The organism is Tessaracoccus defluvii, from assembly GCF_014489575.1.
Lineage (GTDB): Bacteria > Actinomycetota > Actinomycetes > Propionibacteriales > Propionibacteriaceae > Arachnia > Arachnia defluvii.
This window is the reverse complement of sequence record NZ_CP060789.1, coordinates 117,044-143,147: the sequence shown is the minus strand read 5'-3', so window position 1 is coordinate 143,147 and position 26,104 is coordinate 117,044. Positions and strand designations below refer to the sequence as shown.

The 26,104-nt window shown below is 67.3% G+C and carries 20 protein-coding genes and 2 pseudogenes; 6 read left to right on the top strand and 16 right to left on the bottom strand.

The annotated features are described in order from the left end of the window. Position 1: 1 nt before the first annotated feature. Positions 2 to 958 (bottom strand): sulfotransferase domain-containing protein, encoded by a 957-nt coding sequence (locus tag H9L22_RS00600; protein WP_187721189.1) that lies wholly within the window; start codon positions 956 to 958, stop codon positions 2 to 4. A gap of 26 nt (positions 959 to 984) precedes the next feature. Beyond that, positions 985 to 3,240 carry a phosphoribosylformylglycinamidine synthase subunit PurL gene (gene purL / locus H9L22_RS00595; RefSeq protein ID WP_187721188.1) on the bottom strand — a complete coding sequence of 752 codons (2,256 nt, stop codon included), beginning with the start codon at positions 3,238 to 3,240 and terminating at the stop codon, positions 985 to 987. Positions 3,241 to 3,422: 182 nt separating this feature from the next. Here purL and H9L22_RS00590 point away from each other — a divergent pair, with 182 nt between their 5' ends. Further along, a complete protein-coding gene (locus H9L22_RS00590; protein ID WP_187721187.1) occupies positions 3,423 to 6,098 on the top strand; it encodes a S8 family serine peptidase in 2,676 nt (891 codons plus the stop codon). Between the two features lie 97 nt (positions 6,099 to 6,195). On the opposite strand, the gene pepN is transcribed toward H9L22_RS00590, so the two are convergent. Together pepN and H9L22_RS00580 are read right to left on the bottom strand one after the other, a co-directional pair. Continuing rightward, entirely contained in the window at positions 6,196 to 8,679 is a 2,484-nt protein-coding gene (gene pepN, locus H9L22_RS00585; protein ID WP_187721186.1) for an aminopeptidase N, read from the bottom strand. A 131-nt stretch (positions 8,680 to 8,810) separates the two neighbouring features. Further along, positions 8,811 to 9,161: an SdrD B-like domain-containing protein gene (locus H9L22_RS00580; protein WP_187722782.1), complete on the bottom strand. Its 351-nt coding sequence runs from the start codon at positions 9,159 to 9,161 to the stop codon at positions 8,811 to 8,813. On the opposite strand from H9L22_RS00580, the gene H9L22_RS20135 reads away from it, so the two are divergent. Continuing rightward, positions 9,115 to 9,363 carry a transposase gene (locus H9L22_RS20135; protein ID WP_226966014.1) on the top strand — a complete coding sequence of 83 codons (249 nt, stop codon included), beginning with the start codon at positions 9,115 to 9,117 and terminating at the stop codon, positions 9,361 to 9,363. The two genes, H9L22_RS00580 and H9L22_RS20135, sit on opposite strands and share 47 nt — an antisense overlap. A gap of 131 nt (positions 9,364 to 9,494) precedes the next feature. Here H9L22_RS20135 and purQ read toward each other — a convergent pair whose 3' ends face one another. Further along, a complete protein-coding gene (gene purQ, locus H9L22_RS00570) occupies positions 9,495 to 10,163 on the bottom strand; it encodes a phosphoribosylformylglycinamidine synthase subunit PurQ (protein WP_187721184.1) in 669 nt (222 codons plus the stop codon). Further along, a complete protein-coding gene (gene purS, locus H9L22_RS00565) occupies positions 10,163 to 10,402 on the bottom strand; it encodes a phosphoribosylformylglycinamidine synthase subunit PurS (RefSeq protein ID WP_187721183.1) in 240 nt (79 codons plus the stop codon). The genes purQ and purS overlap by 1 nt, the downstream gene beginning before the upstream one ends. Here purS and H9L22_RS00560 point away from each other — a divergent pair. Beyond that, positions 10,401 to 11,342 (top strand): DUF2510 domain-containing protein, encoded by a 942-nt coding sequence (locus tag H9L22_RS00560; RefSeq protein WP_187721182.1) that lies wholly within the window; start codon positions 10,401 to 10,403, stop codon positions 11,340 to 11,342. The genes purS and H9L22_RS00560 overlap by 2 nt on opposite strands. 15 nt (positions 11,343 to 11,357) lie before the next feature. Here the strand turns inward: H9L22_RS00560 and H9L22_RS00555 are convergent, their stop codons facing one another. The 10 genes and pseudogenes from H9L22_RS00555 to H9L22_RS00510 all read right to left on the bottom strand — a co-directional run bounded on the left by H9L22_RS00555 (position 11,358) and on the right by H9L22_RS00510 (position 22,632). Next, positions 11,358 to 12,326 (bottom strand): hypothetical protein, encoded by a 969-nt coding sequence (locus H9L22_RS00555; protein ID WP_187721181.1) that lies wholly within the window; start codon positions 12,324 to 12,326, stop codon positions 11,358 to 11,360. A gap of 77 nt (positions 12,327 to 12,403) precedes the next feature. Next, positions 12,404 to 13,027: a DNA-3-methyladenine glycosylase gene (locus H9L22_RS00550; protein WP_187721180.1), complete on the bottom strand. Its 624-nt coding sequence runs from the start codon at positions 13,025 to 13,027 to the stop codon at positions 12,404 to 12,406. Continuing rightward, positions 13,027 to 13,874, bottom strand: a pseudogene (locus tag H9L22_RS00545) (aminotransferase class IV). Before H9L22_RS00545 ends, H9L22_RS00550 begins: the two are co-directional and overlap by 1 nt. Positions 13,875 to 14,014: 140 nt before the next feature. Further along, positions 14,015 to 14,878, bottom strand: a pseudogene (locus tag H9L22_RS00540) (phosphoribosylaminoimidazolesuccinocarboxamide synthase); the annotation flags it as partial. Positions 14,879 to 14,973: 95 nt separating this feature from the next. After that, the gene (locus H9L22_RS00535) at positions 14,974 to 17,169 is read right to left on the bottom strand and encodes a hypothetical protein (RefSeq protein WP_187721178.1); all 2,196 of its coding nucleotides are present in this window, start codon (positions 17,167 to 17,169) and stop codon (positions 14,974 to 14,976) included. Between the two features lie 8 nt (positions 17,170 to 17,177). Further along, a complete protein-coding gene (locus H9L22_RS00530; protein ID WP_187721177.1) occupies positions 17,178 to 18,278 on the bottom strand; it encodes a hypothetical protein in 1,101 nt (366 codons plus the stop codon). After that, entirely contained in the window at positions 18,275 to 19,414 is a 1,140-nt protein-coding gene (locus H9L22_RS00525) for a sialidase family protein (RefSeq protein ID WP_187721176.1), read from the bottom strand. The genes H9L22_RS00530 and H9L22_RS00525 overlap by 4 nt, the downstream gene beginning before the upstream one ends. A gap of 84 nt (positions 19,415 to 19,498) precedes the next feature. After that, positions 19,499 to 20,377, bottom strand: a complete 879-nt coding sequence (locus tag H9L22_RS00520; RefSeq protein WP_187721175.1) for a carbohydrate ABC transporter permease — start codon at positions 20,375 to 20,377, stop codon at positions 19,499 to 19,501. Continuing rightward, complete coding sequence (locus tag H9L22_RS00515) at positions 20,374 to 21,288, bottom strand: carbohydrate ABC transporter permease (RefSeq protein ID WP_187722498.1); 915 nt, start codon at positions 21,286 to 21,288, stop codon at positions 20,374 to 20,376. The genes H9L22_RS00520 and H9L22_RS00515 overlap by 4 nt, the downstream gene beginning before the upstream one ends. Positions 21,289 to 21,372: 84 nt before the next feature. Beyond that, entirely contained in the window at positions 21,373 to 22,632 is a 1,260-nt protein-coding gene (locus H9L22_RS00510) for a sugar ABC transporter substrate-binding protein (RefSeq protein ID WP_187721174.1), read from the bottom strand. A 382-nt stretch (positions 22,633 to 23,014) separates the two neighbouring features. Between H9L22_RS00510 and arfA the strand changes: the two genes are divergently transcribed. From arfA to H9L22_RS00495, 3 genes are all read left to right on the top strand, one after another. Further along, positions 23,015 to 24,523: an arabinosylfuranosidase ArfA gene (gene arfA, locus H9L22_RS00505; protein ID WP_187721173.1), complete on the top strand. Its 1,509-nt coding sequence runs from the start codon at positions 23,015 to 23,017 to the stop codon at positions 24,521 to 24,523. Positions 24,524 to 25,304: 781 nt separating this feature from the next. Next, the gene (locus tag H9L22_RS00500) at positions 25,305 to 25,475 is read left to right on the top strand and encodes a hypothetical protein (protein ID WP_187721172.1); all 171 of its coding nucleotides are present in this window, start codon (positions 25,305 to 25,307) and stop codon (positions 25,473 to 25,475) included. Continuing rightward, the gene (locus H9L22_RS00495) at positions 25,456 to 25,905 is read left to right on the top strand and encodes a hypothetical protein (RefSeq protein WP_187721171.1); all 450 of its coding nucleotides are present in this window, start codon (positions 25,456 to 25,458) and stop codon (positions 25,903 to 25,905) included. Before H9L22_RS00500 ends, H9L22_RS00495 begins: the two co-directional genes overlap by 20 nt. Positions 25,906 to 26,104: the final 199 nt, after the last annotated feature.

Genomic DNA, 26,104 nt, shown 5'->3' with positions numbered 1-26,104 from the left:
GTCAGGGGCGGTAGCCGTAGCGCAGCAGGAACGGCCAGGTGAGCGCGGTGACCAGGGTCCTGTCCCGACGTGACAGGCCCTGCTCCCACCGTTGGTCGCGGCGGATGTCGACCCGTCCGACGGTGAACCGCATGGGGTTACCGCTGCAGGTGTGGGCCGGCGCCAGGTCGACCCAGGTGGCACCGATGCGCCCTGAGTCTCCCTCGACGGCCAGCCCCGCGAACGCGAGCACGCGGGCCACGGAGCCGACGGGATCGTCGACCCAATCCTCGTAGCGGAGCCGCAGCGGGCGGTGCCCCCGCAACGCGAGGGCGTCCACGACGGCGTTGTGCAGGTTCCACTTGCCGGCGATGGTGGCCGGCGAGTACTGCTTCATGTACTGCCGCTCCTCACCGGCACGTCCCTCCGGCCTGGTCACCTTCTGCATCCAGGAGTAGGCGACGGCGCGGCTGTCGCGCACGCAGTGGAGCACCAACAGGTCGAGGCCCTGGCCGAGCAGGATATGCGGCAGGGAGGCCTGCTTGCTGGAGTCGATGGCCACCTGAGCGCCGGACACCTCGAGGGCGGCTGAGTAGACGCGGCGATAGTGGTCGGCGTACTCCTGCAGGTCGTCGCGCCACTTCGCGGCACCGGCACCTGTGGCATAGCGCGGCGTGTGGCGGGAGCGGTCGAGCCGGTCCTTGAGGTCGACCAGGCGGGCTGCGTCGACCCTGTCCCAGCCGCCGAACCCCTGGTCCCCGACCCGCCGCCAGAATTCGCATTCCCGGAAGGCGAGGCCGCAGCCGCACAGTTCACCGTCGAGGAGACTGCGTTGCCACAGATGCGTCACCTCGCCGAGCGAGACGACGCGGGGGTCGGTTCCGAGACTCCGCTCGAGCACCGTCGTGCCGCTGCGTCCGATGCCGCCGATGAACAGGACCCGCGGGCGGGCCGCCGTCTCGTCCGACCGCCCGTTCACCGCCCCATTCCCCCGGCCGGTTCAGCTCAGTTCAGGGCCGCCGGCAGCGTGGACGACCACGCGTCGCGAGCCTCCGCGAGCGGCGTGGTGACGAGCCCGACGAACTCCAGTTCGTCGTCGCCCGTGACCTCGCCGAGCCGCCTGGTCGGAACTCCGTGTTCCGCGCAGAGCGCCTCGAAGTCGGCCACGGTGTCGCCGGGCAGCGACACGACGGCGCGGGCCGCGGACTCGGAGAAGAGGTCGACGGTGGCGTCCGTCCCGGGCAGCGTCACGGCGAACCCGAGCCCACCGCGGAACGCCGACTCGGCGAGCGCGACGGCGAGGCCGCCGTCGCTCAGGTCGTGCGCGGAGCTGAGCAGGCCGCGGCGCGCGGACTCGCCCATGACCCGGGCCAGTGCGGCCTCGGCGGCCAGGTCCACCTTCGGCGGCTGCCCGCCCAGGTGCCCGTCGCCGGCGACTGCGGCCCAGATCGAGCCGGAGAGCTCCTCGCGGGTCTCGCCGAGCAGGAGGATCGCGTCGCCCGCGTGGGTGAAGCCCGAGCGGAGCCGGGTCGCGACGTCGTCGATCACGCCGAGGACGCCGATGGTCGGCGTCGGCAGGATAGGCGTGGAGGCCGTCTGGTTGTACAGGGAGACGTTGCCGCCCGTGACGGGCACCCCGAGCTCCCGGCAGGCGTCGACGAGGCCGAGGATGGCCTCCACGAACGTCCACATCACCTCGGGGTCCTCCGGGGAGCCGAAGTTGAGGCAGTCCGTGATCGCCACCGGCTCGGCGCCGGAGACGGCGACGTTACGGTACGCCTCTGCCAGCGACAACTGTGCGCCGAGGTAGGGGTTCAGGTACGTGAACCGCGAGTTGGCGTCGAGCGCGAGCGCGATCCCGAGCCCGGACTCCTCGTCGATGCGCAGCATGCCGGAGTTGTCGGGCTGGGCGAGCACGGTGTTGCCGCGGACGTAGCGGTCGTACTGCTGCGTGACCCAGGTCTTGTCCGCCACGTTCGGGTGGGCGAGGATGCCCAGCAGCGTGGCACGCAGGGCCCCGGGCGAGTTGTCGCGGGGCAGGTCCTCTGCCCTGTCGGCCTGGACGGCGTCGAGCCACTCCGGCCGGTGGTAGGGGCGCTCGTAGACCGGGCCGTCGTGGGCGACCGTCTTCGGGTCGACGTCGACGATGGTCTCGCCGTGCCACGAGATGATCAGTCGGTCACCCTCGATGACCTCGCCGATGACGGTGGCGAGCACGTCCCACTTGGCGCAGATCTCCATGAACCGCTCGACATTGGCCGGCTCGACGACCGCCATCATCCGCTCCTGCGACTCGCTCATGAGGATCTCCTCGGGAGCAAGGTTCGGGTCACGCAGCGGGACGAGGTCGAGGTTGACGAACATGCCGCCGTCGCCCGCCGACGCCAGCTCGGAGGTGGCGCACGAGATGCCCGCCGCGCCGAAGTCCTGGATTCCGTTGACGATGCCGGCCTGGAACAGCTCGAGCGTGCATTCGATCAGGAGCTTCTCCATGAACGGGTCGCCCACCTGGACGCTGGGCCGCTTCGCCGGTCCGGTCTCGTCGAAGGTCTCGGACGCGAGGATGGACGCGCCGCCGATGCCGTCGCCGCCGGTGGCCGCGCCGAACAGGATCACCTGGTTGCCGACGCCGCTGGCGTGGGCGAGGTGCAGGTCCTCGTGGCGGAGCACGCCGACGCACAGGGCGTTGACCAGCGGGTTGCCGAGGTAGGACGCGTCGAACTGGACCTCGCCACCGATGTTGGGCAGCCCGAGGCAGTTGCCGTAGCCGCCGACGCCGGCGACGACGCCGGGCAGCACGCGGTGGGTGTCGGGCTCGTCGAGGGGCCCGAAACGCAGCGAGTCCATCACGCCGATCGGGCGCGCTCCCATGGCGAGGATGTCGCGGACGATGCCGCCGACGCCCGTCGCCGCACCCTGGTAGGGCTCGACGTACGAGGGGTGGTTGTGCGACTCCGCCTTGAAGGTGACGGCGTAGCCGCCGCCGATGTCGACGACGCCAGCGTTCTCGCCGATGCCCGCCAGAAGCGGCCCGCGTGGGGTCTCCTGGCTGAGCGTGCCGAAGTTCTTCAGGTGCACCTTCGACGACTTGTAGGAGCAGTGCTCCGACCACATCACGGAATACATGGCCAGTTCCGCCGAGGTGGGACGGCGCCCGAGGATCTCACGGATCCTGGCGTACTCGTCGTCCTTCACGCCGAGGGCCGCGTACGGCTGCTCAAGCTCGGGAGTCTGGGCTGCGTGCTCAACAGTGTCTGCCACGGGGGCCAATCTACCGGGAACGACGCGGGGGCCATCCTTCGGCCACTTCCGACACGTCACGCCGCGACGGTCGTGGGCCGAAAGACAACCGAATCGCCGATTCCGGCCACTGTGGGCCATCCCGGTGGCAATGTGCGCCCATCCGCTGGCGGCACTCTGCCGTCTACCCGGGAGGAGAACCCATGTCCCAACCACGCATCGGCGCCGTGATCCGTGCCGTAGGCGTCTCCCTGCTGGCCACCGCATTATGCGTCGGCCAACTGGGTACAGCCACCGCAGACGATCTGCCCGCCCCCATCCCCGTCGAGCGACCGTCGTTCGAGGAGATGCTCGCGGCGTTCGACGGCGGCGCCCTGACCGGCCGCTGGTTCGTCGAAGTCGACGGGAACCCGCAGGTCAAGGGCGGCTCGGCCGCAGCGGCGAAGAAGGCGCAGGACAAGGCAGTCGCGGCCGCGAAGGCCGCAGGCGCCACCGTCACCGTCAACCGCAGCTACAGCAGCCTCTGGAACGGTGTGACGGTCAAGGCCGACCTGGCCAGCGCGAAGAAGCTCGCCTCCACCGCGGGCGTCAAGGGGGTCTACCCGGTGGTCACCGTCACCCGGCCGGCCCTCGACGCCGCCGTCCCCAACATCGACACCGCCCGCGGGATGACCGGGGCCGACGTCGCTAATAATGAGCTCGGCTTCACGGGCAAGGGCATCAAAGTCGGCATCATCGACAGCGGCATCGACTACAACCATCCCGACCTCGGCGGCTCCGGCATCAATGACCAGACCGCCGACTTCCCCGGTGAGCGCGTCGCGTACGGCTGGGACTTCGTCGGCGACGACTACGACGCCGGCGGCACCGACCCCGCCGTCACGACGCCCCGCCCCGACGCCTACCCCGATGACTGCATGGGCCACGGCTCACACGTGGCCGGCATCGTCGGCGCCGACGGCGAGGTCACCGGCGTCGCCCCAGAGGTGACGTTCGGCGCCTACCGGGTGTTCGGCTGCGGTGAGAACGCCAGTAGCGACACCGACGTGATCCTGCAGGCCATGGAGCGCGCCCACGCGGACGGCATGGACGTCATCAACATGAGCCTGGGCGCTTCCTTCGAGACGTGGCCGACGTACCCGACGGCCGTGGTGGCGGACCGCCTCGTCGACGCCGGCGTTGTTGTCGTCGTCTCGCAGGGCAACGAGGGCACGGCGGGCACGTTCTCGAGCGGAGCCCCGGCCGTCGCGAAGAAGGTCATCTCCGTCGGCTCTGTGGACAACCTGGAGTACATGGCGAACTACGTGACCAGCGCCGCAGGCACCGAGTTCCCCTTCATGGGTGCCACCGGCGCCCCCGATCCGACGGGTGGCGAGACGCTGACCCTGGTCGCGGCCGACCCGGTGCTCGCGTGCGAGCCGGTTCCCGACGCCGCAGGCCCCGGCCTGGCGCTGCTGATCTCGCGAGGCACGTGCAGCTTCCACGAGAAGACGCTCAACGCGCAGAACGCCGGCTACGAGGCCGCCCTGATCTACAACAACACCTCCGGCGTCATCAACATGACCGTCGAGGGCGATACCGAGATCACGATCCCGGCCGTCAGCCTGCTGCAGACCGACGGCGCGGCGCTCGCGGCCGAGATCGTCGCCGGCGGTGGTTCGACGATGATCGAATTCTCTGCCGAGCCCAAGCGGTTCCCGAACCCGACCGGCGGCTATCAGTCCGACTTCAGCTCGTACGGGCTGGCAGCCGACCTGACGCTGAACCCGGACGTCTCGGCGCCCGGCGGCAGCATCTACTCCACCTACCCGCTGGAGAAGGGCGGCCACACCACCATGGGCGGCACCTCGATGTCGGCTCCGCACGTGGCAGGCGCCGCGGCGCTGCTCCTCGAGGCGAGGGGTGACCTGGCGCCGCTGGAGGTGCGCAAGCTCCTGACCAACACGGCCGACCCGTTCACCTGGGGTCTGCTGGGCGACGACGGCTACCTGGAGCCGGTGCACCGGCAGGGTGGCGGCCTCATCGACATCCCGCAGGCACTGACGACGGCGACCTCCGTGTCCCCGCAGAAGATCTCGCTCGGCGAGGGTGAGGCGGGCCCCGTCACCACCACCATCACCGTGTCGAACTCTTCGGCCGAGGCGGTCACGTACCAGCTCGGCGTCGCCAACGGCATCGCCACCGGCGGGGCAACGGACGCGATCAGCTTCTACGCGGCCTACGCCGACGTCGAGTTCACCGCGAACTCGGTCACCGTCCCTGCAGGCGGAACGGCCACCGTGCAGGTGCGCATCGGCGAGGACTTCGGCGAGGACGGCATCATCTACGGCGGCTGGGTGACCCTGACGTCGGATGCCGACCAGCTGGTGATCCCGTTCGCGGGCCTCTCCGGCGACTACCAGGCGCTGACTGCGCTCGAGTTCGCCGCGACCGCGTTCGTCGACGGGGAGGACCTGTTCCCCGCGGAGCCGTTCCACACCTACTCGATGGTCGGCAACGACGTTCCGTACGTGGCGCTCTACCTGGCCTACCCCGTGTCCAACCTGTACATCGACGTCTACAAGGCGAAGGCGGACGGCACGAAGGGTGCGAAGGTGCACAGCAACTTCATCAACTACGCGGAGACCCTCGAGCTGGGTCGCCTGGGCGACATCGCCACGATCGCGTGGGACGGCACCTACCAGGGCAACAACGGCAAGAACGGGAAGGTGCGTCGCGTCGATAACGGCAGCTACGTGCTGGAACTGCGCGTGCTGAAGGCGCTGGGCGATCCGTCGAACCCGGCCCACTGGGAGACCATGGCCCTCGATCCCGTGACCATCGCCTACGGCGACGGCGCGGACACGGGTACGGGCAACGGCCCGAAGCCGAAGAAATAGGCGGCGGGGCCGACACCTCCTTCACCCGTGACGTCAGGGCCCCCGGCCCGGATCTGAGGATCCGTGCCGGGGGCCCTGGCCCGTCCGCGGATGGGTGTCAGTCGCGCCTGGCCGTCGCCGCGACCTCGGCCTCGTGCACCGCCTCGGTCACAAGCCGCCGCAGCGTACGGGGGGCCTGCGGGTGGGCGGCTAGCCAGTCGGAGCCGGCGCCGAGGCCGTCGTCGGGGAATCCGCCGCGGACCAGCCGCATGGCGATCTCGATCGGGTGGTCGCGCCACACGCTCTCCAGGCCGTCGAAGTAGGCATCGGCGAACAGCGCCCGCAGCGTGCCCTGGCCAAGCGCCCCGACCCCGGCCAGCAGCGCATCGACATGCTCGTTCGTCTCTCCGCCGACGACGTGCGCCCTGCGCCACGCCTCGGCCTTGACGGCGCCGTCGGGTTGCGACGCCCAGCAGCGGAGCCGGGCGACCTTGCCGGCGGCGGTGTCGTCGGCTGCGAGGACGGCGTCCAGCTCGGTGTCGGTCGCCTTCCCCTGCGTGGCGAGGCTCTGCCACGCGAGCCAGGTGAGGTCGACGGAGACCTCCAGCCCCTGGACCTCTCCGCCCAGCACCCAGGCGACGTCCTGCGGGGCGAGGGCCGCGGCGCTCAGGTAGGCCTTCGCCCACAGCAGCTGGGCGGCAGAGCCCGGCTCGGCGCCGGTCAGCGCCTCCCGGGCACCGTCGCGCCAGGCGACGGCGAGGACGGAGGCCTCCGCCTCCGGCGTGTAGCGGGAGACGGCGGTCAGCGCCCAGTTCAGCACGGCGGCGAGCAGGCCGCTCTGTGCCTCCCCCGCCCCGAGGACGGCGCTGACGAAGTCGCGCGACGTCAGCCGGCCTGTGCGCAACTCGGTCCACAGCGCCGTCCAGGCGACCGCGCGGGCCAACGGCTCGAGGTCGCCTATGTGGCGCAGCAGGACGTCGCGGCCGCGGTCGTCGAGCGCGACCGCGGCGAAGGTCCGGTCGAGGTCGTTGACGAGGACGAGGTCGGGGCCTGCGGCACCGTCCTGGACGGCGACGACGGTCACGTCGGCGTCGATGAGGACGTCGTCGCGGCCGAGAAGGCGGAGCTTTCCGTCGACGAGGCCGTAGCGGCCGACGGTCGTGGCGTGGGGACGGCGGGCGTCGTCGGGGCTGATGCGTTCGATGCGCAGCGTCGCGACGGTGCCGTCGTCGGCGAGGGTGACGTCCGGCCGCAGCGTGTCGTGGCCGGCGGTCTCCAGCCAAGCGCCGATCCAGCCGCTGAGGTCCTGAACGGTCTCGGCGTCGAGCGCGGCGACGAAGTCGGTGAGGGTGCCGGAACCGAAGGCGTGGGCGGCGAAGTAGCGGCGCGAACCGGCGAGGAAGGCGTCGAGTCCGACGTAGTGCACCAGCTGCGTCAGCGCGGAGGCACCCTTGGAGTAGGTGATGCGGTCGAAGTTGGTCTTGGCGGCCTCGAGGTCGTCGATGCCGGCGACGACGGGGTGCGTGGTGGGCATGGAGTCGGCTTGGTAGGCGCCGACCTTGCGGCCCGTCGCGAAGTTGACCCAGCCCTCGTCGAACCCGCAGGCCTCGACGGAGACATGGCTGCCCATGAACTCGGCGAAGCTCTCCTTGAGCCACAGGTCGCCCCACCAGCGGCACGTCACCAGGTCGCCGAACCACATGTGGCTCATCTCGTGCACCAGCGTGTTGCAGCGGGCCTGCAGCTGCGCCGGGGTCGCCGTCGAGCGGAACAGGTAGGCCTCGGTGAAGGTGACAAGGCCCGGGTTCTCCATGGCGCCGAGGTTGTACTCGGGCACGAAGATCTGGTCGTACTTGGTGCCCCACGGGTAGTCGCCGAAGTGGGTGGTGAACCAGCCGAACCCGGCCTTCGTCTCGCGGAAGAGCTCGTCGGCGTCGAGGTAGGGGGCGAGGCTGCGGCGGCACAGGAGCCCGAGTTCGAGCTCGCCCCAGGCATCCTGCACCCGGTGGTAGGGGCCGGCGCAGAGGCAGGTGATGTAGGTCGACAGCGGCTGGGAGGGAGCGAAGGTGACGCGGACGACGCCGTCGGCCACCTCCTGGCGGCTCTCCTCGTGCTGGTTGGAGCCGAGCCACCACTGCGCAGGGCCAGTCAGCGTGAACGTGAAGGGGGCGCGCATGTCGGGCTGCTCGAAGTTGGGGAACACGCGGCGCGCGTCGGACGGCTCGTACTGCGTGTAGAGGTAGGTCTCGCCGTCGACGGGGTCGATGAAGCGGTGCAGCCCCTCGCCGGTGCGCGAGTACACGCCTCGGCCCGCGACGCGCACGACGATCGGCGTGCCGGTGGTCAGGCCGGTGAGCCGGAGGCGTGCGCCATCGTGGTCGACGGGGCGGGCCTCGCCGTCGACGGTGACGCCGTCGACGGTGCCGATGAAGTCGATCCAGGTGTCGGGGGCGGTGGTGGTGAGCTCGATCTCGGAGACGACGGGGAACTGCGTCACCGCCTCGTCGCGGGCGTCGCGCACGTCGACATCGACGCGGTAGGCGTGGAGGGTGACGGCGGCCGCGCGGGCCGCCGTCTCGAGCTGGGTGAGGTTGGCGGACATGGAATCCATCCAACCACCAACGCCGGGGCGGGCGGGAACCGCCTCCGGGGTGCGACCCTGAGAGCCGGTTTCCCCTCCGAAAACGGCAGCTGCCCCGGAGGAACACCTCCGGGGCAGCTGTCAGGGACGGGTCAGAAGCCCGTGTTGGGCATGCCCGGCTTGGGGTCGGCCGGCCGCACGATGAACCCGAAGTCCAGCGTGAGGTCCTGCTCGCCGTTCAGCGTCAGGCCCTGGCTGCTCGCCGACCAGTCGTCCGAGTCGCCGATCCGGTCACCCTGGCGTGCCTGGGTCGGGACGAGGCCCTTGAGCGCCGTCTGCGACTTCGCCAGGTCGATGCGGACGGTGTAGGACTGACCCGCTGCGAGGACCGGCAGGTTCTCGAACAGGTACTTGCCGTTAGCGTCCGTCACGACCGGGGCGACGGCGTTGCCGTGGATGTCCGTGACGTGCTTGCCGCCCCTGCCAGCATCATCGGGGAACACGACCCGTCACCGGCTGAACAGAGGCGGAGACCGACGCCTCAACAAAGCGATCCACACGATCATGCTGACCCGCTGGCGAGGTCACCCAGAAACCCGGGCCTACATCGAACGCCGACGCGCCGAAGGCCTCCCGACCCGACACATCCAACGCTGCCTGAAACGAGCCATCGCCCGCCGAGTCTTCAATCTCCTCAACACTTGACAAACATAGAAGCGTCGGCTGACAGTACTCCTGGAGGGCACCATATCGGCCCTTACCGTGGGTAAGCAACAGAGAACGTGAATGTTGAGTTCAGTCTGAGCGAGGGCCCGGATTCGACGGCTGCGCCAGCGTCAGCGCGCGAGAAAACTGAGCACCGAGCTGAAGAACCCGGCGCCGTCGAGCGAGGCGCCGGTCAGCTCCTCGACGTTGTGCTCGGGGTGCGGCATCAGGCCGACGACATTGCCCCGATCGTTCGTGATCCCCGCGATGTCGTTGGCCGAACCGTTGGGATTGTCGAGGTAGCGGAACACCACCTGGTCGTTGTCTTCCAGCTTCCGCAGCGTCTCAGGGGACGCCTGATAGTTTCCCTCGCCGTTCTTCAGCGCGATGGTGATCTCCTGCCCCTTGGAGAAATCACAGGTCCAGGTGGTGTCGATCGTCTCGACCCGCAGCCGCTCATCGCGGCAGATGAACTGCTGACCGGCGTTACGGATCATCGCACCCTCGAGCAGGTGGGCCTCACAGAGCAGCTGAAAACCGTTGCAGATGCCGAGGACCGGCATGCCCGCGTTGGCCGCGTCGATCACCGTCGACATGATCGGGCTGAACCGGGCGATGGCGCCGCAGCGCAGGTAGTCACCGTAGGAGAAGCCGCCGGGCAGGATGATGGCGTCCACCCCGTCGATGGAGTCGGAGCCGTGCCACAACGGGACGGCCTCCGCGCCCGCCAGCCGGACGGCGCGTAGCGCGTCCTGGTCGTCGAGCGAACCCGGGAAGGTGACGACTCCGATGCGCGACATCAGTCGGCTACCACGTCGAACGACTCGATGACGGTGTTGGCGAGCAGCTTCTCGGCAGCCTCAGCGATCTGCGCCAGCACCTCGGGCGTGACTTCGCCCTCGACCTCGATCTCGAAGCGCTTGCCCTGGCGGACCGAGAGCCCCTGGAAGCCGAGCCGCTTGAGCGCACCCGTGACGGCCTTCCCCTGGGGGTCGAGGATCTCGGGCTTGGGCATGACGTTGACGACGACGCGTGGCATGTTCCGCATCGTAGCCGAGGACACGGCCCGCACCCGACTCTCCCGCACTCCGGTGGGCAGCCCGTGGCCCAGGCGGCACCTAGACTTCACGCCCATGGCGAAACCCGGCTGGTATCCCGACCCTGAGGGGCGCCCGGGGCACTACCGACACTGGGACGGGGCCCGCTGGGGCGTCTCCACCACGCGCGCGCCGGGAGCTCCGGACCCGACGAAGCCCAACCTGTCCCTCGTTCCTGTGATCGTCGTGATCGGCCTGGTCGTGATCGCGCTGACGGCCTGGGGTCTCGTCCGGCTCCCCCCGCTCAGCGGCCTGACCGACGCGACACCACCCTTCTCCCCTCTCCCCGTCCAGGACGACGGCCCGATCCGCTCCACCCCCGCCGCCCTGCCGAGCCCATCACCGCTCGTGGACTGCCCCGCCGTGACCCCCACCACCGCGGCGGCCGCCGGGCGCGACCGGGTGGTCGCGACGGGAGGCGGGCTGGCCTTCGACATCCCGACGGGGTGGGAGCCGAGCGCCTACACCGTGTCGCGGGTGCTGACCGACCAGGCGGGCGCGGTCCGGGCCTCACCCGACGGTGGTTCCTGGATCAGCTTCCTCGCGGTCGGTGAGGTCGGCGATCTCGACGGCTTCGGCGACATCGCCTCGGCCGCCCACCACGTCGTCGACTGTCACGTGACCGGCGGGTCCTTCTCCGGCTACGACTCCCACACCGTGCTCGAGAGCAGGGCCACCACCGTCGGTGGCCAGGACGCGTGGCAGGTCAGGGTTCATGCGACGTCGACCAGGGCGCCCGGCGGCGGCGCCACCTTCGAGGCGATCGCCGTCGACACCGGCGACGCGGACCTCAGCGTCTTCTGGGGAGGCATCGTGGACGCCGACCCGACGGGATCCGACGGCCTGACGACGGCGGTCGCCTCGCTGCGCACCGCCCGCTGAGACGCCTCCTCCCAGTTACTTCGCTACTGAGCCGCCCCGCTCGCGCTCCAGCAGCCTCCGCTCCGCAGCCTCCTGGCGGAGGGTCTCCACCACCCAGAAGGTGCAGAACAGCGCGATCACCCACCACTCGAGGAAGATGACGACGTGGCCGGGCGCGAACACGGTCGACGCGACCCACGCGACGACGGGCCCCGCCAGCATCGCGAAGAAGATCGCCCGGTAGGCAGGCAGCCTGGACACGTCGACCGCCCGTAGCTGTTCCCCCTCCCCCGCCGCGGTCCTCGGCCAGGCGTGCGACCAGACGGCCGCGATCAGCGCGCACAGCAGGAGGATGGCGGCCAGGTCGTGGATGCTGAGGCTGTTGAGGAAGGGGATGTCCCGCAGGACAGGGACCTCGGCGAGTCCCCGCATCCGCACCTCGGCCGCCCGGGGCCCCCACAGCTGCGCCATCACGAGCCCCAGGAAGGCCAGCAGCGTCGCGAACGTCACCAGCACGAATGCGCGCGTGAAACGGTCGCCCGTCAGCAGTCGACGGATCCGCTCCGTGCTGCGCAGTTCGTGCCCCACGAGGACGACCGCGAGCAGGACCACCACGGTTAGCGATATCCGCAGCGACCACACGAACAGGTCGGGGCTGATCCCCTCCTCCGACGCGTCCGCCCCTGCACGCAGGTTCTCGAGGTTCTCCGCCAGCCCGGTCGGGACGAGCGCGACGAAGACGGCGTAGAAGCCTGCGCCGTTGAGGTTGTAGTCCTCCATCGTCGTGGCCCCCTGGTAGGCGACCAGCAGCGCGGCGACGGCGATCAGCACGCCGACGAACACGTCCCGTACGGGGCCCCAGTAGTAGGCGCTGATGGACCCCTCGAGCTCACCCTGCGCGACGGCGGTGCCGACGGTGACGACGAACAGCACGCCCGGCAGCAGGGCCAACAGCCAGCGGAGCCAGGAGTAGGTCAGCGTGTGCGTGTCTTCCCTGGTGACCATGACGCCCTCCCCGAGGATGCGGTTGGGGCGACAGTACGACGCCGTGCGTCCGCCCGGGGTCGGATGCCGGATCCGCCCTAGCGGGGCCGCGAGACCGTCGGGTCGCTGGCGACCCAGAAGCGCAGGGGGAAGTCACGCGCCTTCCCCACCCCGATCCTCGGGCCGACGGCGATGGCGGGCTCCGGTCCCGTCCGCGGCATCAGCAGCAGCCCGGCGGTGCCGTCGAGCGGCAGCCCGTCGTCGGTCAGCGTCACCCCGAGGGCGACGGTGAGCCGGGCGGGGCCGGCGGCCAGGTCGTCGTCGCTCCGGGTGACCCCGACGGCCGCCCGCCTGGCGCGCGCCGTCTCCACACCGTCGACGATGCGGCCGGCCCGGATGAGCACCCCGGTGGGGGTGCCGTCGACGGCGACGACGGCGTTGAGGCAGGTGTGGATCCCGAGGTGCCGGTACACATAGCAGTGCCCTCCCGGGCCGAACATCGACGCGTTGCGGGCCGAAGGGCCGCGGTAGGCGTGCGAGGCGGGGTCGAAGCCGCCTCCGTAGGCCTCGACCTCGGTGATGCGCAGCCGCACGACCTCCCCAGCGCGGTCCGTCTCGAGGTGTCCGCCGAGCAGCGCCCTTGCGCGCACGGCGACCGCGTCGAGCAGGTCACGCCCCTGCGGCGGGACGGCGTCGAAGGTGACGTCGGGCGGGACCAGCATCACCCGACTGGAACCTCGAGCAGCCGCATCAGGTCGGCGTCGAGCGGCGAGGCGGGCAGCGGCGTCCCGTCGGCGTGCGTCACGCGGGCCAGGATCCGTCCGCTGGACAGGAGCCAGGCGCCGCGGCAGCGGGCGAGATCGTCGCGCTGGAGTTCCGCGACCCGGACGGTGAGGCCCGCGTCGGGCGCCTTGGCCAGCAGTTCCTCGATGGTGATGGAGCGGAGGATGCCGTCGAGCGGCGGGGTGACGAGCTCGCCGTCGAGGTCGAGCACGACGCTGGACGTCGGCCCCTCGAGCAGCTTGCCGCTCGGGCGTAGAAGATGACGTCGTCGGCGCCGTTGGCCACTGCGTAGCGCTTCGCGGCCATGTTGATGCCGTAGGACAGCGACTTGGCGCCGGGCAGGAGCCACGGCAGCGGCGCGATCTCGGAGCCCTCGAAGCCACGGTCGAGCAGCAGGACGCGGACGCCGTCGACCCTTTGGCGGCGGGACGCGGCGTCGAGAGGCGCCGCCATGACCCAGCCGTTGGGATGCTCGGCGCCCTCGGGGCCCCGGGTCTGGATGAGGCGGAGCACCACCTCGGGGTCCGCCGCCCAGTCCCAGGCTGCGACGATCGCGTCGACGGCGCGCCGGTAACCGGCGTCGTCGGGGGTCGGGAGGTCGAGCAGGGTGGCCGAGCGGGCGAGTCGGTCGAGATGGGGGTCCAGGTCGCGCACGACGCCGTCGACGGCGAGCAGCGCGTCGAAGACGCCGTCGCCGCGCACCACCCCCTGGTCGTCGGCCCGCACGATCGGCTGGGCGGGATCTACCAGGGTTCCGTCGAGCAGTGCGACGAGCTTGATGGCCATGCCTTGACCATAGGCCTCCTCCCTTCCTGCCGGGTGAAGCACCACCATTCTCCCCCGCCGGGCGCTCGTGGTCCGCCGCTCCAGCGGCGCGCCGGAGACCGGCGCTCGACGCTCCGCAGTCAGCGGAGCTGGAACTCCGTCCCGGTGATCCTGCGGTAGGCCTCCAGGTAGCGCTCCCGGGTGACGGCGACGACGTCGTCGGGCAGCGCGGGGGGCCGCGTATCGGAGGCCTTGTCCCAGCCGGATTCGCCGGCGAGCCAGTCGCGGACGTACTGCTTGTCGAAGCTGGGCAGCGACTCCCCCGGCGCCCACGCCTCGGCGTCCCAGAACCGCGAGGAGTCGGGGGTCAGCACCTCGTCGGCGAGGACGAGTTCGCCGTCGGGGCGCCGTCCGAACTCGAACTTGGTGTCGGCCAGGATGATGCCCCTCTCGGCGGCGATCGCCGCGGCGTTGGCGTAGATGGTCAGGGTCAGGTCACGCAGGCGGGCGGCGAGGTCGTCGCCGTGGAGGGCGGCGATGGTGGCGTAGTCGACGTTCTCGTCGTGCTCCCCCACGGGCGCCTTGATGGCAGGGGTGAAGATCGGCTCCGGGAGCCGGTCGCCGTCGCGCAGACCGGCAGGCAGCGGGACGCCACACACGGTGCCCGAGACCTGATACTCGGCCCAGCCCGAGCCGGTGAGGTAGCCGCGGGCGACGCACTCGACCTCGACCATGTCGAGCGCCTCGACGATCGTGGCCCTGCCGGCGACGGCGTCAGGCACGTCGGTGGAGACAACGTGGTTGTCGACGACGTCGCGCAGGGCGTCGAACCACCAGAGGCTCAGCTGCGTCAGCACGGCCCCCTTGTCGGGGATGGTGGTGCTGAGCACGTGGTCGAAGGCGGAGATGTTGTCGGTGGCGACCATGAGGATGCGGGGCTGCCCATCGACGACGATGTCGTAGAGCTCACGCACCTTCCCCACGTGCCGCAGCGGAAGTCTGACCTGGTCCCCGAACTGGCTCACGGGCTCATCCTACGACGCGCCACCGCGTGCCCCCGAGTCGTCCACACGTGGGTGGACCGGGTCAGATCATCGGCTGCAAACCCGGGATCACGGCCCTATCGGATCGCCTTCACCGTGACCCACCAAGCGCTCCGTGCTGGCACCTGGAGGCTGAAGCCCACCGGACTGGCGTTCACTGCGCCCGGCTCCCAGGTGACCGGAACGGGGTCGGCGGGGCTGGCTGTGAGCCCGATGTCGTCAACGCGCCAGAACAACGCTTCGGCAACGGCTCCACGCCAGCCGTCAGGCACAGCCACAGAGACGTCGTCCGACCCGTGGAGCCTGCGGCTCACCAGCACGTAGGTCAGCTCCTCCCCGCGGACGAAGGCGCTGACTCCGACCGTCGGCACGCCATGCTCGACGAGCCCGAGGTCGGGTGGGTTCACGACGTCGTAGGTCGGCCCGGACACACCCAGGCGCACCGGCCGGGAACCGGCGAGCGAGGCCATCGCCTTGGTCACCTCGAAGACCGAGTCGGTGTAGACGACGCCACCGCCCTTCTTGATGGATCCGCCGTGGAGGAAGCCGTTCGGCGACGCCATCGCGACACGTTCACCGAAGCGCGTCAGCATCGCTAGAAAGTCAATCCCCCACAGGCCGCCCCCGGCATTCTCACAGCGGACCCGGTCACGCCGGGCGCCGACGGGACCCCATTCGGTGATGCTCAGCCGGATCGGAGGTAACTCGGCCTGACGCCGTCCGCCGTCGAGCTTGGCGAGCAACGCGGGAATCTGTTGCCTCTCCGCGGTGACGACGTTGGCCATGAGCGCGCCGTGAACATCGGCCTCCGAGAGCCCATCGAAATGCTGATCGTTGACTGGGAGGGCGTGGAGGGAGACGACATCGATCTCGTCGGGCGCCTGGCGGATGAGTTCGTCGTGCCACCTGCCATCCGCGACGCTGCCGTCCAGGGCCGCGCTCGGCGGAACCAGATCGAACCAGCTTCCGCACGCGTGAATCTCGATCTCCTCGGGGCTGGCCTGCCGCATGACGGGAGCGAACTCGGCGAAGCGGCGGGCGTTTTCCTCCGAGCCGACATATCCGCCCTGCCACGTACCGAAGTTCTCGTTACCCACCTCCCAGACGTGAACCCGATACGGCTCTGGTCTACCGTTCCTGGCCCTGAGCGCACCCATCCGCGTCTCGGGGCCGCCGTTGCAGTACTCAACCCAGTCGGCGGCCTCAGCGGAGCTCCCGGTACCGGAGTTGACGGTGATGTGGGGTTCGGCACCGATGAGTTCACAGAGCCGAAGGAACTCGTGGGTGCCGATGTCGTTCTGTTCCAACCCGCCCCATGAGTAATTCGGACGGGTAGGGCGCAGTTCCTGAGGCCCGACGCCGTCCCTCCAGTGGTAATAGGAGGCAAAGTTGCCTCCCGGCCATCGGATCTCCGGGATTCGCGCCTGCCGAGCAAGCTCAATCACCTCGGGGTCGAACCCTTCGATGTGATCCCCTGGCATGGCCGACACACGGTCGACGATGAGGTCGGCGCCTCCTTCTCCGGGGAACCAGCGGAGGCAGAGGTCGACGACCTCGCTGGCCTCGACAACCGCGTCGTCGGGCAGTTCAAGCAGCACCTCGGAGGCCTGCCATGCGCTGGCGGTCACGGCCACCTCTGCATTGGCCAGTACAGACCCCACCGATCCGCACACCGACTCATGCCGAGCAGTGCGCCGACGGAGAATGAACTCCAGACGTCCGTCACCGCTCACCGGCCGTGACACCACCTTGACAACGACGAACCGGCAGCGATGTGTGGGGATGCGGATGCCCTGCTTCAGCCCAGGAACGGCATCGAGCAGCGCCACCTCGTCGTTGACGACAGCGAGCTGCGTCTCGCCCTGGATCCTGACGCCGTCACCGATCCGTCCAGGACAGCTTCGGGCGGATCCTGGCCGCGAGCCGAGGGCCGCCCATCCAAGCGGCAGCCCCGGCTCGACACGCTCGACCAGGCCCGTGGGGAAGCCTCCGTGAAGCGGCGCCCCGCTCCACCGCTCACGCAACGGGCCCGGGTCACCTGCATGCCACGCCTGCAGGGCCGACTCGTTGCGGATCAACACATCAACCTGGTCGGGCGTCAGCCCGCTGCTAGCAGCAAAGGTCGCGTTGGCAAGCAGTTCGGCGCTGATTCCTCCGGCAGTGGCCCCGGCCATGTGTTCGAAGAACTGCGAGAAGAGCCGCGGGTCGACCCGCTCTCCCAACGATGAGACATCCGTGGTCACCAGGGTGGGGGCGGCCTCTCCAGCCTCCATCCATGCCTTCATCGCGCACCCAACCCGAGGTTGCAGGAGCGTAGGACCTCGATCTCATCAGGATCGTACGGCGTGAAATCGGAGTGCACGACATCATGCATCCACAATGTTGTATCAATATTCGGGAGCCCCTTGATAAACTCCCACACATTATGGAACTGCGGTTGGCCATTCACCAACCCGAAGAAGTAGCTACCGATGCCTTCACGCTTCCACAAGGGAAGGTGCGTCTCGATGAGACTTCCGTACGGCCTGTGCATCCACTCCGTATTCACCAGGGGCCGTTCAAACCGCCGCAGGTAGCCGACCAACTGTTTCGCATGAAGATAGTCCCCGTAATAGTGGAACGTCACGATGTCCGAAAGCTCCATGGCACGGTGCTCCACCTCGGGAAGCGCCGTCGGGTTATGCACCCAATCAAGGGGAGCGCCTGCACCACCACCCCAGACTTCCGCCGTGAGCGGCTGGGCGACGCCTGCCTCTCGGAGCCACGAGAATGCCGAGCGCATCATTTCGAGCGAAAGTGCTCCCCGATTCGAGTTTCCGATCTCGTTCCACACGTTCCACATCAGGATGCGCTCATCCTGGCCGTATCGCGACGCAAGTGAGTCGACGAACTCACGCATGACCACAGCTGACCCAGGCTCGTCAAACGGGAGGTAGCCGATGTTCTCGCCCCCCTGCACATCGTCGTCGAACGCTCCACCTGAAGCGCCGCCGAAGAACCCTGGCACAGGCGCCGGTTGCGCGCCCAGTCGGGCCTCCCGCCACCGTCCCTTTGGAACGGTGCAGTCGTTGAACAAGACAGGGACCATAGTCATCCCATACCGCCCCAGCAACGCCAGAAGTTCGTCCAGATGAGCGAAGAAGGCTTCCCGCTGGTACTTCCAGACCTCGAAGGGCAGGTAAAATCGAATACTGTTCAGCCCGATCCACGATGCGAATGCGATCTCTCGAGCGGCGTCCCGGTAGGCACTCTCATGGCCGTGCTCCTGAAGGAGCCACAAAGCCCCATGCGGAGCGCCACTGGGAATGAAGTTGCACCCCGTGATCCACGGACGTTCCTCGTACCATCGCCAAGCTTCCGCCTTGCTCCAACGCGCGCTCATGCTCCCACCTCCACGTCCAGGACCATCAGGGCACGCGTAACCACCACGTCATGGGACCCGATCGCGTTGCGGACCGAGGTAGCCTGCACAAGGTGTCCGTCCTGATTCCAGCGGATCGTCTGGCTATATCCGGAGGCATCACCGTGAATCCTTCGGTCCGCTGGTGTGGGCAGCTCAAATGAAGACCAACTGTCCCCAAGGTCCAGAGAGACCAATCCCCGGTTCCCCTCCCTCCCGTCTCGCATCGAGTGACGGCCTAGGGCCACGAGGACTACTCGCCCATCCGGGAGCGCATGCCAGCCGATGGTCGGAGTCCCAGACAGGCTCACCCCATCATCAGCCACCAGTTGTCGGCCAAGGTCGCCCGGATCGCCCCAGTCCTCGCCGGGCTGCGACTCCAGCAGGTACACAGGCACGTCGTGTGGCCCAACGACCTCGATGACCGCACGGCGGGATCCATCGGGCAACGCACCCGTACCAACAAACATGCCGGGGCGGTGGTAGCTGTTCGCTACTCCACTGACCAGTTCGAGGTCAGACCACGTTCGGAGGTCCGTTGAGGTTCTCCGCCGGATCGACTGCAACATTCGATCCGGTTTCGTCCGCTCGTCGGCGAAATAGCAGAGCAGCTTCCCATCCACCACGTCCAGATCAGGCTCCCAGATCGCTGTTGTCACGGAGTCAGATGAGTTGTCATAGACAGACGGCCCACCCTCGTCGATCACAGACTCAAGATTCCAGGTGTACCCGCCATCCGCCGACGAGTAGAGAACGAGGCAGGTAAACGCCCCGTCTCGAGGGATAGCGTTCCCAGCCAGCAATACGTCACCACGCTTCAGGTGCGCAACATCACAGGGGAGCTCGTAGAGCGTCGGCTGATATCGGTTGCCGGCATGGCGCGCCAGGTCTGGTACCGCCGCGATCTCCTCCCAAGTCTCACCGCCGTCTTCACTCCGGTAGATCGGGAACGTGGGGCCGGCTGAGTCCGCGACTCCCAACCTACGTTCCCAGGTAAGAAGCATCACACCTTCGAGCGGGCCTCCGGCCCGCCCAGACAGCAACCGGGTGTACATCGACCCGGACTCCCCCACCGAGCCTCGGTGGACAACCGTCGCTCCAATCGGGTTTACATGCATTACCTACTCCTCTTCGAGTTGTTGATGGGGATTGCGTTACGACGGCCTGCAACCGAGCCGTCGGAACGGATAAGTCGGGCGAGCTCAGCCCTTCATGCCCGTCGTGGCGACACCCTCGATGAAGCGCTTCTGCACAATGGCGAAGATCACGATGAGCGGCAACACCGATATCAGCGATCCAGCCATTGTCACTCCATATGGAACGACGCCCTGGGCGCTTCCATTCAAAAGCGCGAGCCCAGCTGTAAGCGTTCGGTCGCTGGCAGAGTTCGTGACAACCATCGGCCAGAGCATGTCATTCCAGTTGCCAATGAAGTTGAACAACCCCAGGGTCAGCAGGCCACCTGTTGCATTCGGAAGAATGATCGACCAGTAGATGCGAAACTCGGACGCGCCGTCAATTCTTGCGGCGCTGTGCAGGTCCTTCGGAATGAGCAAGAAGAACTGCCGCAGCAGGAAGATTCCAGCGACATCCGATGCCCGCGGCACAATCAATCCTACCAATGTACCGATCCACCCAAACTCCGAGAGCATCCGATAGAGGGGAATCAGAAGCGACTGGAAGGGAATCATCATCGTCGCGATGAGGACCGCCAGCAGGAACCCCCGCCCGCGAAACTGAATGCAGGCTAGGGCGTAAGCCGCAAGCGAGTCGAAGAACAGCGACAGAACCGTCACGCCGACCGCCATGATGATGGTGTTTCTCAACTGATCCCAGACAGGAATCCTCTCAAAAACCTCAGGGAAGTTCGCAAAGGTCCACGTGTCCGGAATTAGTTTTGGAGGCCACGAGAGCGTCTCAGACTGAGGAGTGAATGCCGTAACGAGGACGACAATCAACGGGAACGCAGCTAGCGCTGCAGCCCCCAGCAGAATGATCATGGCGATGATCGTCCCGGTGCGCTGCCGCGCGTTGACGCTCGCCCTGCCCTGACCCTCTTGGGGTCGAGTCGTGGCGGTCATGCCAGATCCCTTTCTTGGCGACGGCTGATACTGAGCTGAATGACCCCGATGACCATGGTCACGGCCATGAGGATGAATGACAGTGCCGCCGCATACCCCTGCCGGAAGTTGGCAAACCCCTCAATGTACACACGGTAGACCACCGTTTCGGTGGACCGCAGCGGACCACCACCGGTCATGACGTATATCTGGTCGAAGGCCTGGAATGCGCCATTCGCCGCCAGAATGACCACGTAGGTCATGGTCGGCCGCAGACCAGGCAGCGTAACCGCCCAGAGTCGGCGCCAGGCGTTGGCGCCATCGATCTCCGCAGCCTCATACAGTTCTCGGGGGATGTTCTGGAGTCCTGCAAGGAAAATAACCATGAAGTACCCAAAGTTCTTCCAGACCGCCACAAAAACCACTGCAGGCATGGCCCAGGTCGGGCTAGCGAGGATATCCGGAAGGTCAATCCCGATCAACGAAAGCCAATACGGCAGCAGTCCTGTTCGAGCATCGATGAGGAAGCTCCATCCGAGCGCGGCGACTGCCATCGAGATAATGAAGGGCACGAAAATGACAGTGCGCATCAGGCTGCGGAGCCATAGATCGTTTCGATTGAGCAGGAGGGCCAGCGCGAGCGCCACGAGGATGACGAGTGGTGCGTACGAGACAGCGTAGACGAACGTATTGAGCAGCGCTCTCAGCGAGTCCTCTTCCGTAAACGCACGTACATAGTTTTCCCACCCGACGAACTTCGGCTGGTTGAGGCCGGAAGAGTCCGTGAACGAAATGACGAGCGCGTAGAGCGCTGGGTAGAAAACGAAGACAGCCAGAATGATGAGCGCGGGGGCGGAGAAGAGGTAGCCGAGTAGATCCTGCCGACGGCGCATGCGCCGGCTTCCCTTGGACAACGTGGTCGCCACGGGCATCTCGACCACCTCCTCTCCGTTTCGTCCTGGTGCCCCAGTGATGTGTTGGGCAGTCATGGGTTCACCTAATGCAGCCGAGCTGCATCAGCCGATGTATCCCTCGACCTTGGTCTGCGCCGCGGCGACGAGTTCCGCCACATCCCCGCCCTGGGAGACCTGCTCCATAAGCGCGTTGGTCGTGCTGCTGATGTCGTTGAAGTTGGACTCCACGCCAGACATGTAGTAATGCGCGAACTGCGAGTACTCCGCCAGCGTCGCGATCCGCGGGTCCTTGAACTCTTCCGCAGGGATGTCACTCCGGTTCGGCGGGTAGAAAGAGTCCTGCCAGAGGATCTGCATGTCACGGCTGTTCCAGAAGTCGCCGAATGAATTGGCGCACGCCTTCTCAGCATCGCTGTCATTCATGCTCGTTGACCACCAGTAGTTGAGCACACCTGCAACCCAATCCGAGGGCCATCCGAAAACGCCGGTGTCGATCCCGAAGCTCTCAGACGATGTAATCTGCCAAGGGCCGTTCATGATCATCCCAGCTCGCCCGGATCCGTACAGCTCCATGGCTGCGGTCTGGTCCATGCCCGTCGGGCTGACCTTGTCGTCAACGAACGCACTCTGCCACTTCTCCAGGGTCGCGATGTTCTCCGGCGAGTTGAGGTTGACCTTCCCATCAGTGATGAAGTCTCCACCACCTGAGTGAAGGATCGTGGCAAGGAAGATTGCGTCCTTGTCGGGCGCAGCAATCCCATACTTCTCACCCTTGGTGAGCTTCTTCGCGACATCCAGCATTTCGTCAATGGTCTTGGGGATGTCGGCGTCCGTCAGACCGGCCTCGGCCCACATGGTCTTGTTGTAGTAGACGGCGTACGCCGCGGTGCCCATCGGGATTGCGTACGTCTTGCCATCCCAGGTCACAGCATCAGCCAGATTCGAGTGGAGCGCTGGAACACTCGTGTAGGTCTCCGGATCGTCGTAGTAGGACTGCACGTCCTGGAAAGCTCCCTGGTTGACGTACCCGAGGCCGGTGTCTGGACCCTGAACCACCAGGTTCGGACCATTTCCGGCGCCGAGACTCGTAACCAACTTCTCCGTGATGGATCCCCAGGCGATCGCCTCGGCGTTGACCTCGCAGGCATCCTGAGACGAGTTGAACTCTGCGACGATCTTGTCGAGCACCTTTCCATCGGCTTCGGTGTACCCATGCCAAGCGAGCATCTGGGTCTTGCCCGAAGCGCCACCGTCCGGCCCGGTTCCGCCGCCCCCACAAGCCGAGACAGCCAGCGCCAAGACTGACGCACCCAGCATCACTGCCATCTTCTTCCGATTCATCTGATCCTCCTTGATCGGCACCCCCCGAACCTCGGCGGGCGGGTCACTCTCGCGACCAAAATACATCGATGGAAATTGCGGTTACCGACCACCCTGCTCCGATGAACGATTGCCCGGTTCCCACCGGTGACGCCATCTTGCCCCGAGATTTCCATCGATGTCAATCGCATGGACGTGCAGCGTTACGTGATTGTTACCCAGCGCTTCGCGAGCACGGTCAGCGACTGACAACAGTCCAGTGCGAGCTGTGGCTACCCCCTGACCCCGGCGCTGCAGCACTCCATGCACCCCCGTCGACCCCAGTACCGCTGGGCGATTGACAACGATGTAAACGGGGCCTAGCCTCACTGATCACAACGTTGTAAGCGCGATGGCCACGCCTCGCCGAGCACAAGAGAGTGACATGACGACAACCCGCATCACCGTCGATCCCGACTTCGTAGTCGGCCCCGTCCGCCGCCGCACCTTCGGCTCGTTCGTCGAGCACCTCGGTCGCTGCGTCTACACGGGCATCTACGAGCCGGGTCACCCCACCGCTGACGAGGACGGCTTCCGGGGCGACGTTCTCGAGCTTGTGCGCGAGCTCGGCGTCAGCACCATCCGCTACCCCGGCGGCAACTTCGTGTCCAACTACCGCTGGGAGGATGGCGTCGGCCCCGTCGAGGACCGTCCCCGTCGTCTCGACCTGGCCTGGCACTCGACCGAGCCGAACGCCTTCGGCCTCGACGAGTTCATGAAGTGGGCCGACAAGGCCGACGTCGAGCCGATGATGGCGATCAACCTGGGTAACCGGGGCATCGCCGAGGCGCTCGACGTCCTCGAGTACTGCAACGTGGTGCCCGGCACCGCCCTGGCCGACCAGCGCGTCGCCAACGGCGTGAAGGATCCGTACCGCATCAAGATGTGGTGCCTCGGCAACGAGATGGACGGCCCCTGGCAGGTCGGCCACAAGACCGCTGAGGAGTACGGCCGCCTGGCCGCCGAGGTCGGCCGCGCCATGCGCATGGTCGACTCCAACCTCGAACTGGTCGCCTGCGGCTCCTCGAACACCAACATGCCGACCTTCGGCGAGTGGGAGCGCATCGTCCTCAAGGAGACGTACGACGTCGTCGACTTCATCTCGGCACACGTCTACTACTACGAGGATGAGGGCGACCTCGGCTCGTTCCTGGCGTCCGCCGTCAACATGGATGACTTCATCGACGGCGTCGTCGCCACCGCTGACGCGGTGCGCACGGCTGACCGTCACGAGAAGCGCATCAACATCTCGTTCGACGAGTGGAACGTCTGGTACCAGCAGCGCGTCGAGTCGAAGGTTCCCGAGGGCGACGACTGGCCGGTGGCCCCGCGTCTCCTCGAGGACCTGTACAACGTCGCGGACGCGGTCGTGGTCGGCAACCTGCTGATCTCGCTGCTGCGTCACACCGACCGCGTGCACTCGGCCTCCCTGGCCCAGCTCGTCAACGTGATCGCCCCGATCATGACCGAGCCGAACGGCCCGGCCTGGAAGCAGACGATCTTCCACCCCTTCGCCCTGACCTCGCGCTACGCGCAGGGTGAGGTGCTGCGGGTTCCGCTGCGCACGTCGACCTACGAGACGGCCAAGTACGGCGAGGTCGGTGTCGTCGACGCCGTCGCCACACACGACGTGGAGGCCGGAGAGGTGGCGGTGTTCGCCGTCAACCGCTCGATGGACAGCACGACGTCGATCGAGGTCGCACTGCACGCCTTCGGCGAGGTCTCTGTCATCGAGGCCGTCGAACTGTCGAACCCGGATGTCAAGTGGCACGCGACGATCGAGGACTCCACCTCGGTCGAGCCGCGGCCGCTCGACGTCAAGCTGGTCGACGGTGTGCTGACGGCGGACCTGCCGCCCGTCAGCTGGGCGATGATCAGGCTCTCGGCCAAGTAGTCGCAGCGCTAGGCGCAGGGCGGGGCTCCGGAGACGGGGCCCCGCCCTTTGCGTTGCCTGGGGAACGTCGCGCGGCTGCTCCGCGCCCGTGCACGAATCTCCATGGAGCCGCCGCTGTGTGCATATCGTCACAGCGGCGGCTTGAGCCAGCCGAATGCACGCTGAAGCCAGATTTGTGCTCGGGAACTTCGACGAGTGCGCGGCAGGCCTGACGAACGTACGTGGCGTCTCGGAGCGGTCCCTGAGGAGCGAGCTCCAGCGAGTGTCTCGAAGGGGCGGTCCCTGGGGAGCGAGCTCCAGCGAGCGTCTCGAAGGGGCGGTCCCTGAGCTTGTCGAAGGCGTGCACGAATCTCCGCTGAGCCGCCGCTATGTGCATATCGCCACAGCCGCGGCCTGAGCCAGCAGAATGCTCGCTGGAGCCAGATTTGTGCACTTTACGGATAGCGGTGGCGAGAAGCCGTGTGGCTGACCAGCCCAACCGACTGATTGCGTGGGGGCCGGGGAGAGACAGGCCCCTCGGTTGCCTGGACAGAGGCGTACCGCTCGGGTGAACCTGACGACGCGTCGACGCGGTGGCCCCTCGCTACCGGTCTTGCTCGCCTGTCGACGGTTCGGGCGCACCCCCTCAGCGTGGCGGTCCCAACTGCAGCCCACGCTGTGTGCGCCGGGGTAGTCCTTTGTCCACAGTTTGCCTGGGGAGTCTTTTCTTTGAGCCTCTGGGTTGGCAGGATCACCCCATCCTGGCGAAGGGGGTGGGCATGCGCGCGGTGGCGGTGGTCTCGTGTCTGGTGTTGCTTGCGGCCTGTTCACCTGGGCAGGCGCCCTCCCCGTCACCCAGCCCGACGCCAGCGACCTCGTCCCCCAGCCCGTCGCCGCCCTCGCCTTCGCCCAGCCCGTCCCCTTCACCCACGCCGTCACCGTCACCGACGGCGGTGGAGTCGTATCCGGCTGATCTCCCGACGGGGGATCCGGAGTCGGCAGCCATCATCGCGGGCTGGCAGGACTACCAGGGTGTTTTCAAGAAGTTCTCCGCGGATCCGTTCGGCTACACCGATTTCTCGGAAACGCAGTACGTGTCAACCGGAGATGCAGCCAACCTGATCATCATGCAAGTCGAGCTGATGCGCCGCGACCGCGTGCGGTCCGAGGGCGGCTTCGTGTTCCGTGATCTGACCTTGTTCGCACCCGAGTCTGGGACTGATGCGGTACTGCAGGCGAGGCTTGAGTACTGCGTCGATGTGTCTGGTTTGAAGCTGTTCTACATCGACACTGGCGAGCAACTGCCGCGCTCCGGGACGTTTCTGGAGACGGCGATTATGGAGCAAGGAAAGGACGCTAGATGGCGAGTGTTCAGACTCCACAACATCAAGCAGCCTTGCTGACTAGTTGCGGCATAGCCCTGGTTATGGCGCTACAGATGTTCGTCCTGCCGCCTGCTGTTGCTGATGACCCGCTCTGCTACTTCGCGGTGGTGGGTGAGGATGAACTGGTCGAGGTCTGTCCAGGAAGCCAAGGTGCTGCAAGCGTCTCCATCTCAACAGGGATAACCGGCCAGAGTGTGGCTGGGGCAAGCACTTCTGC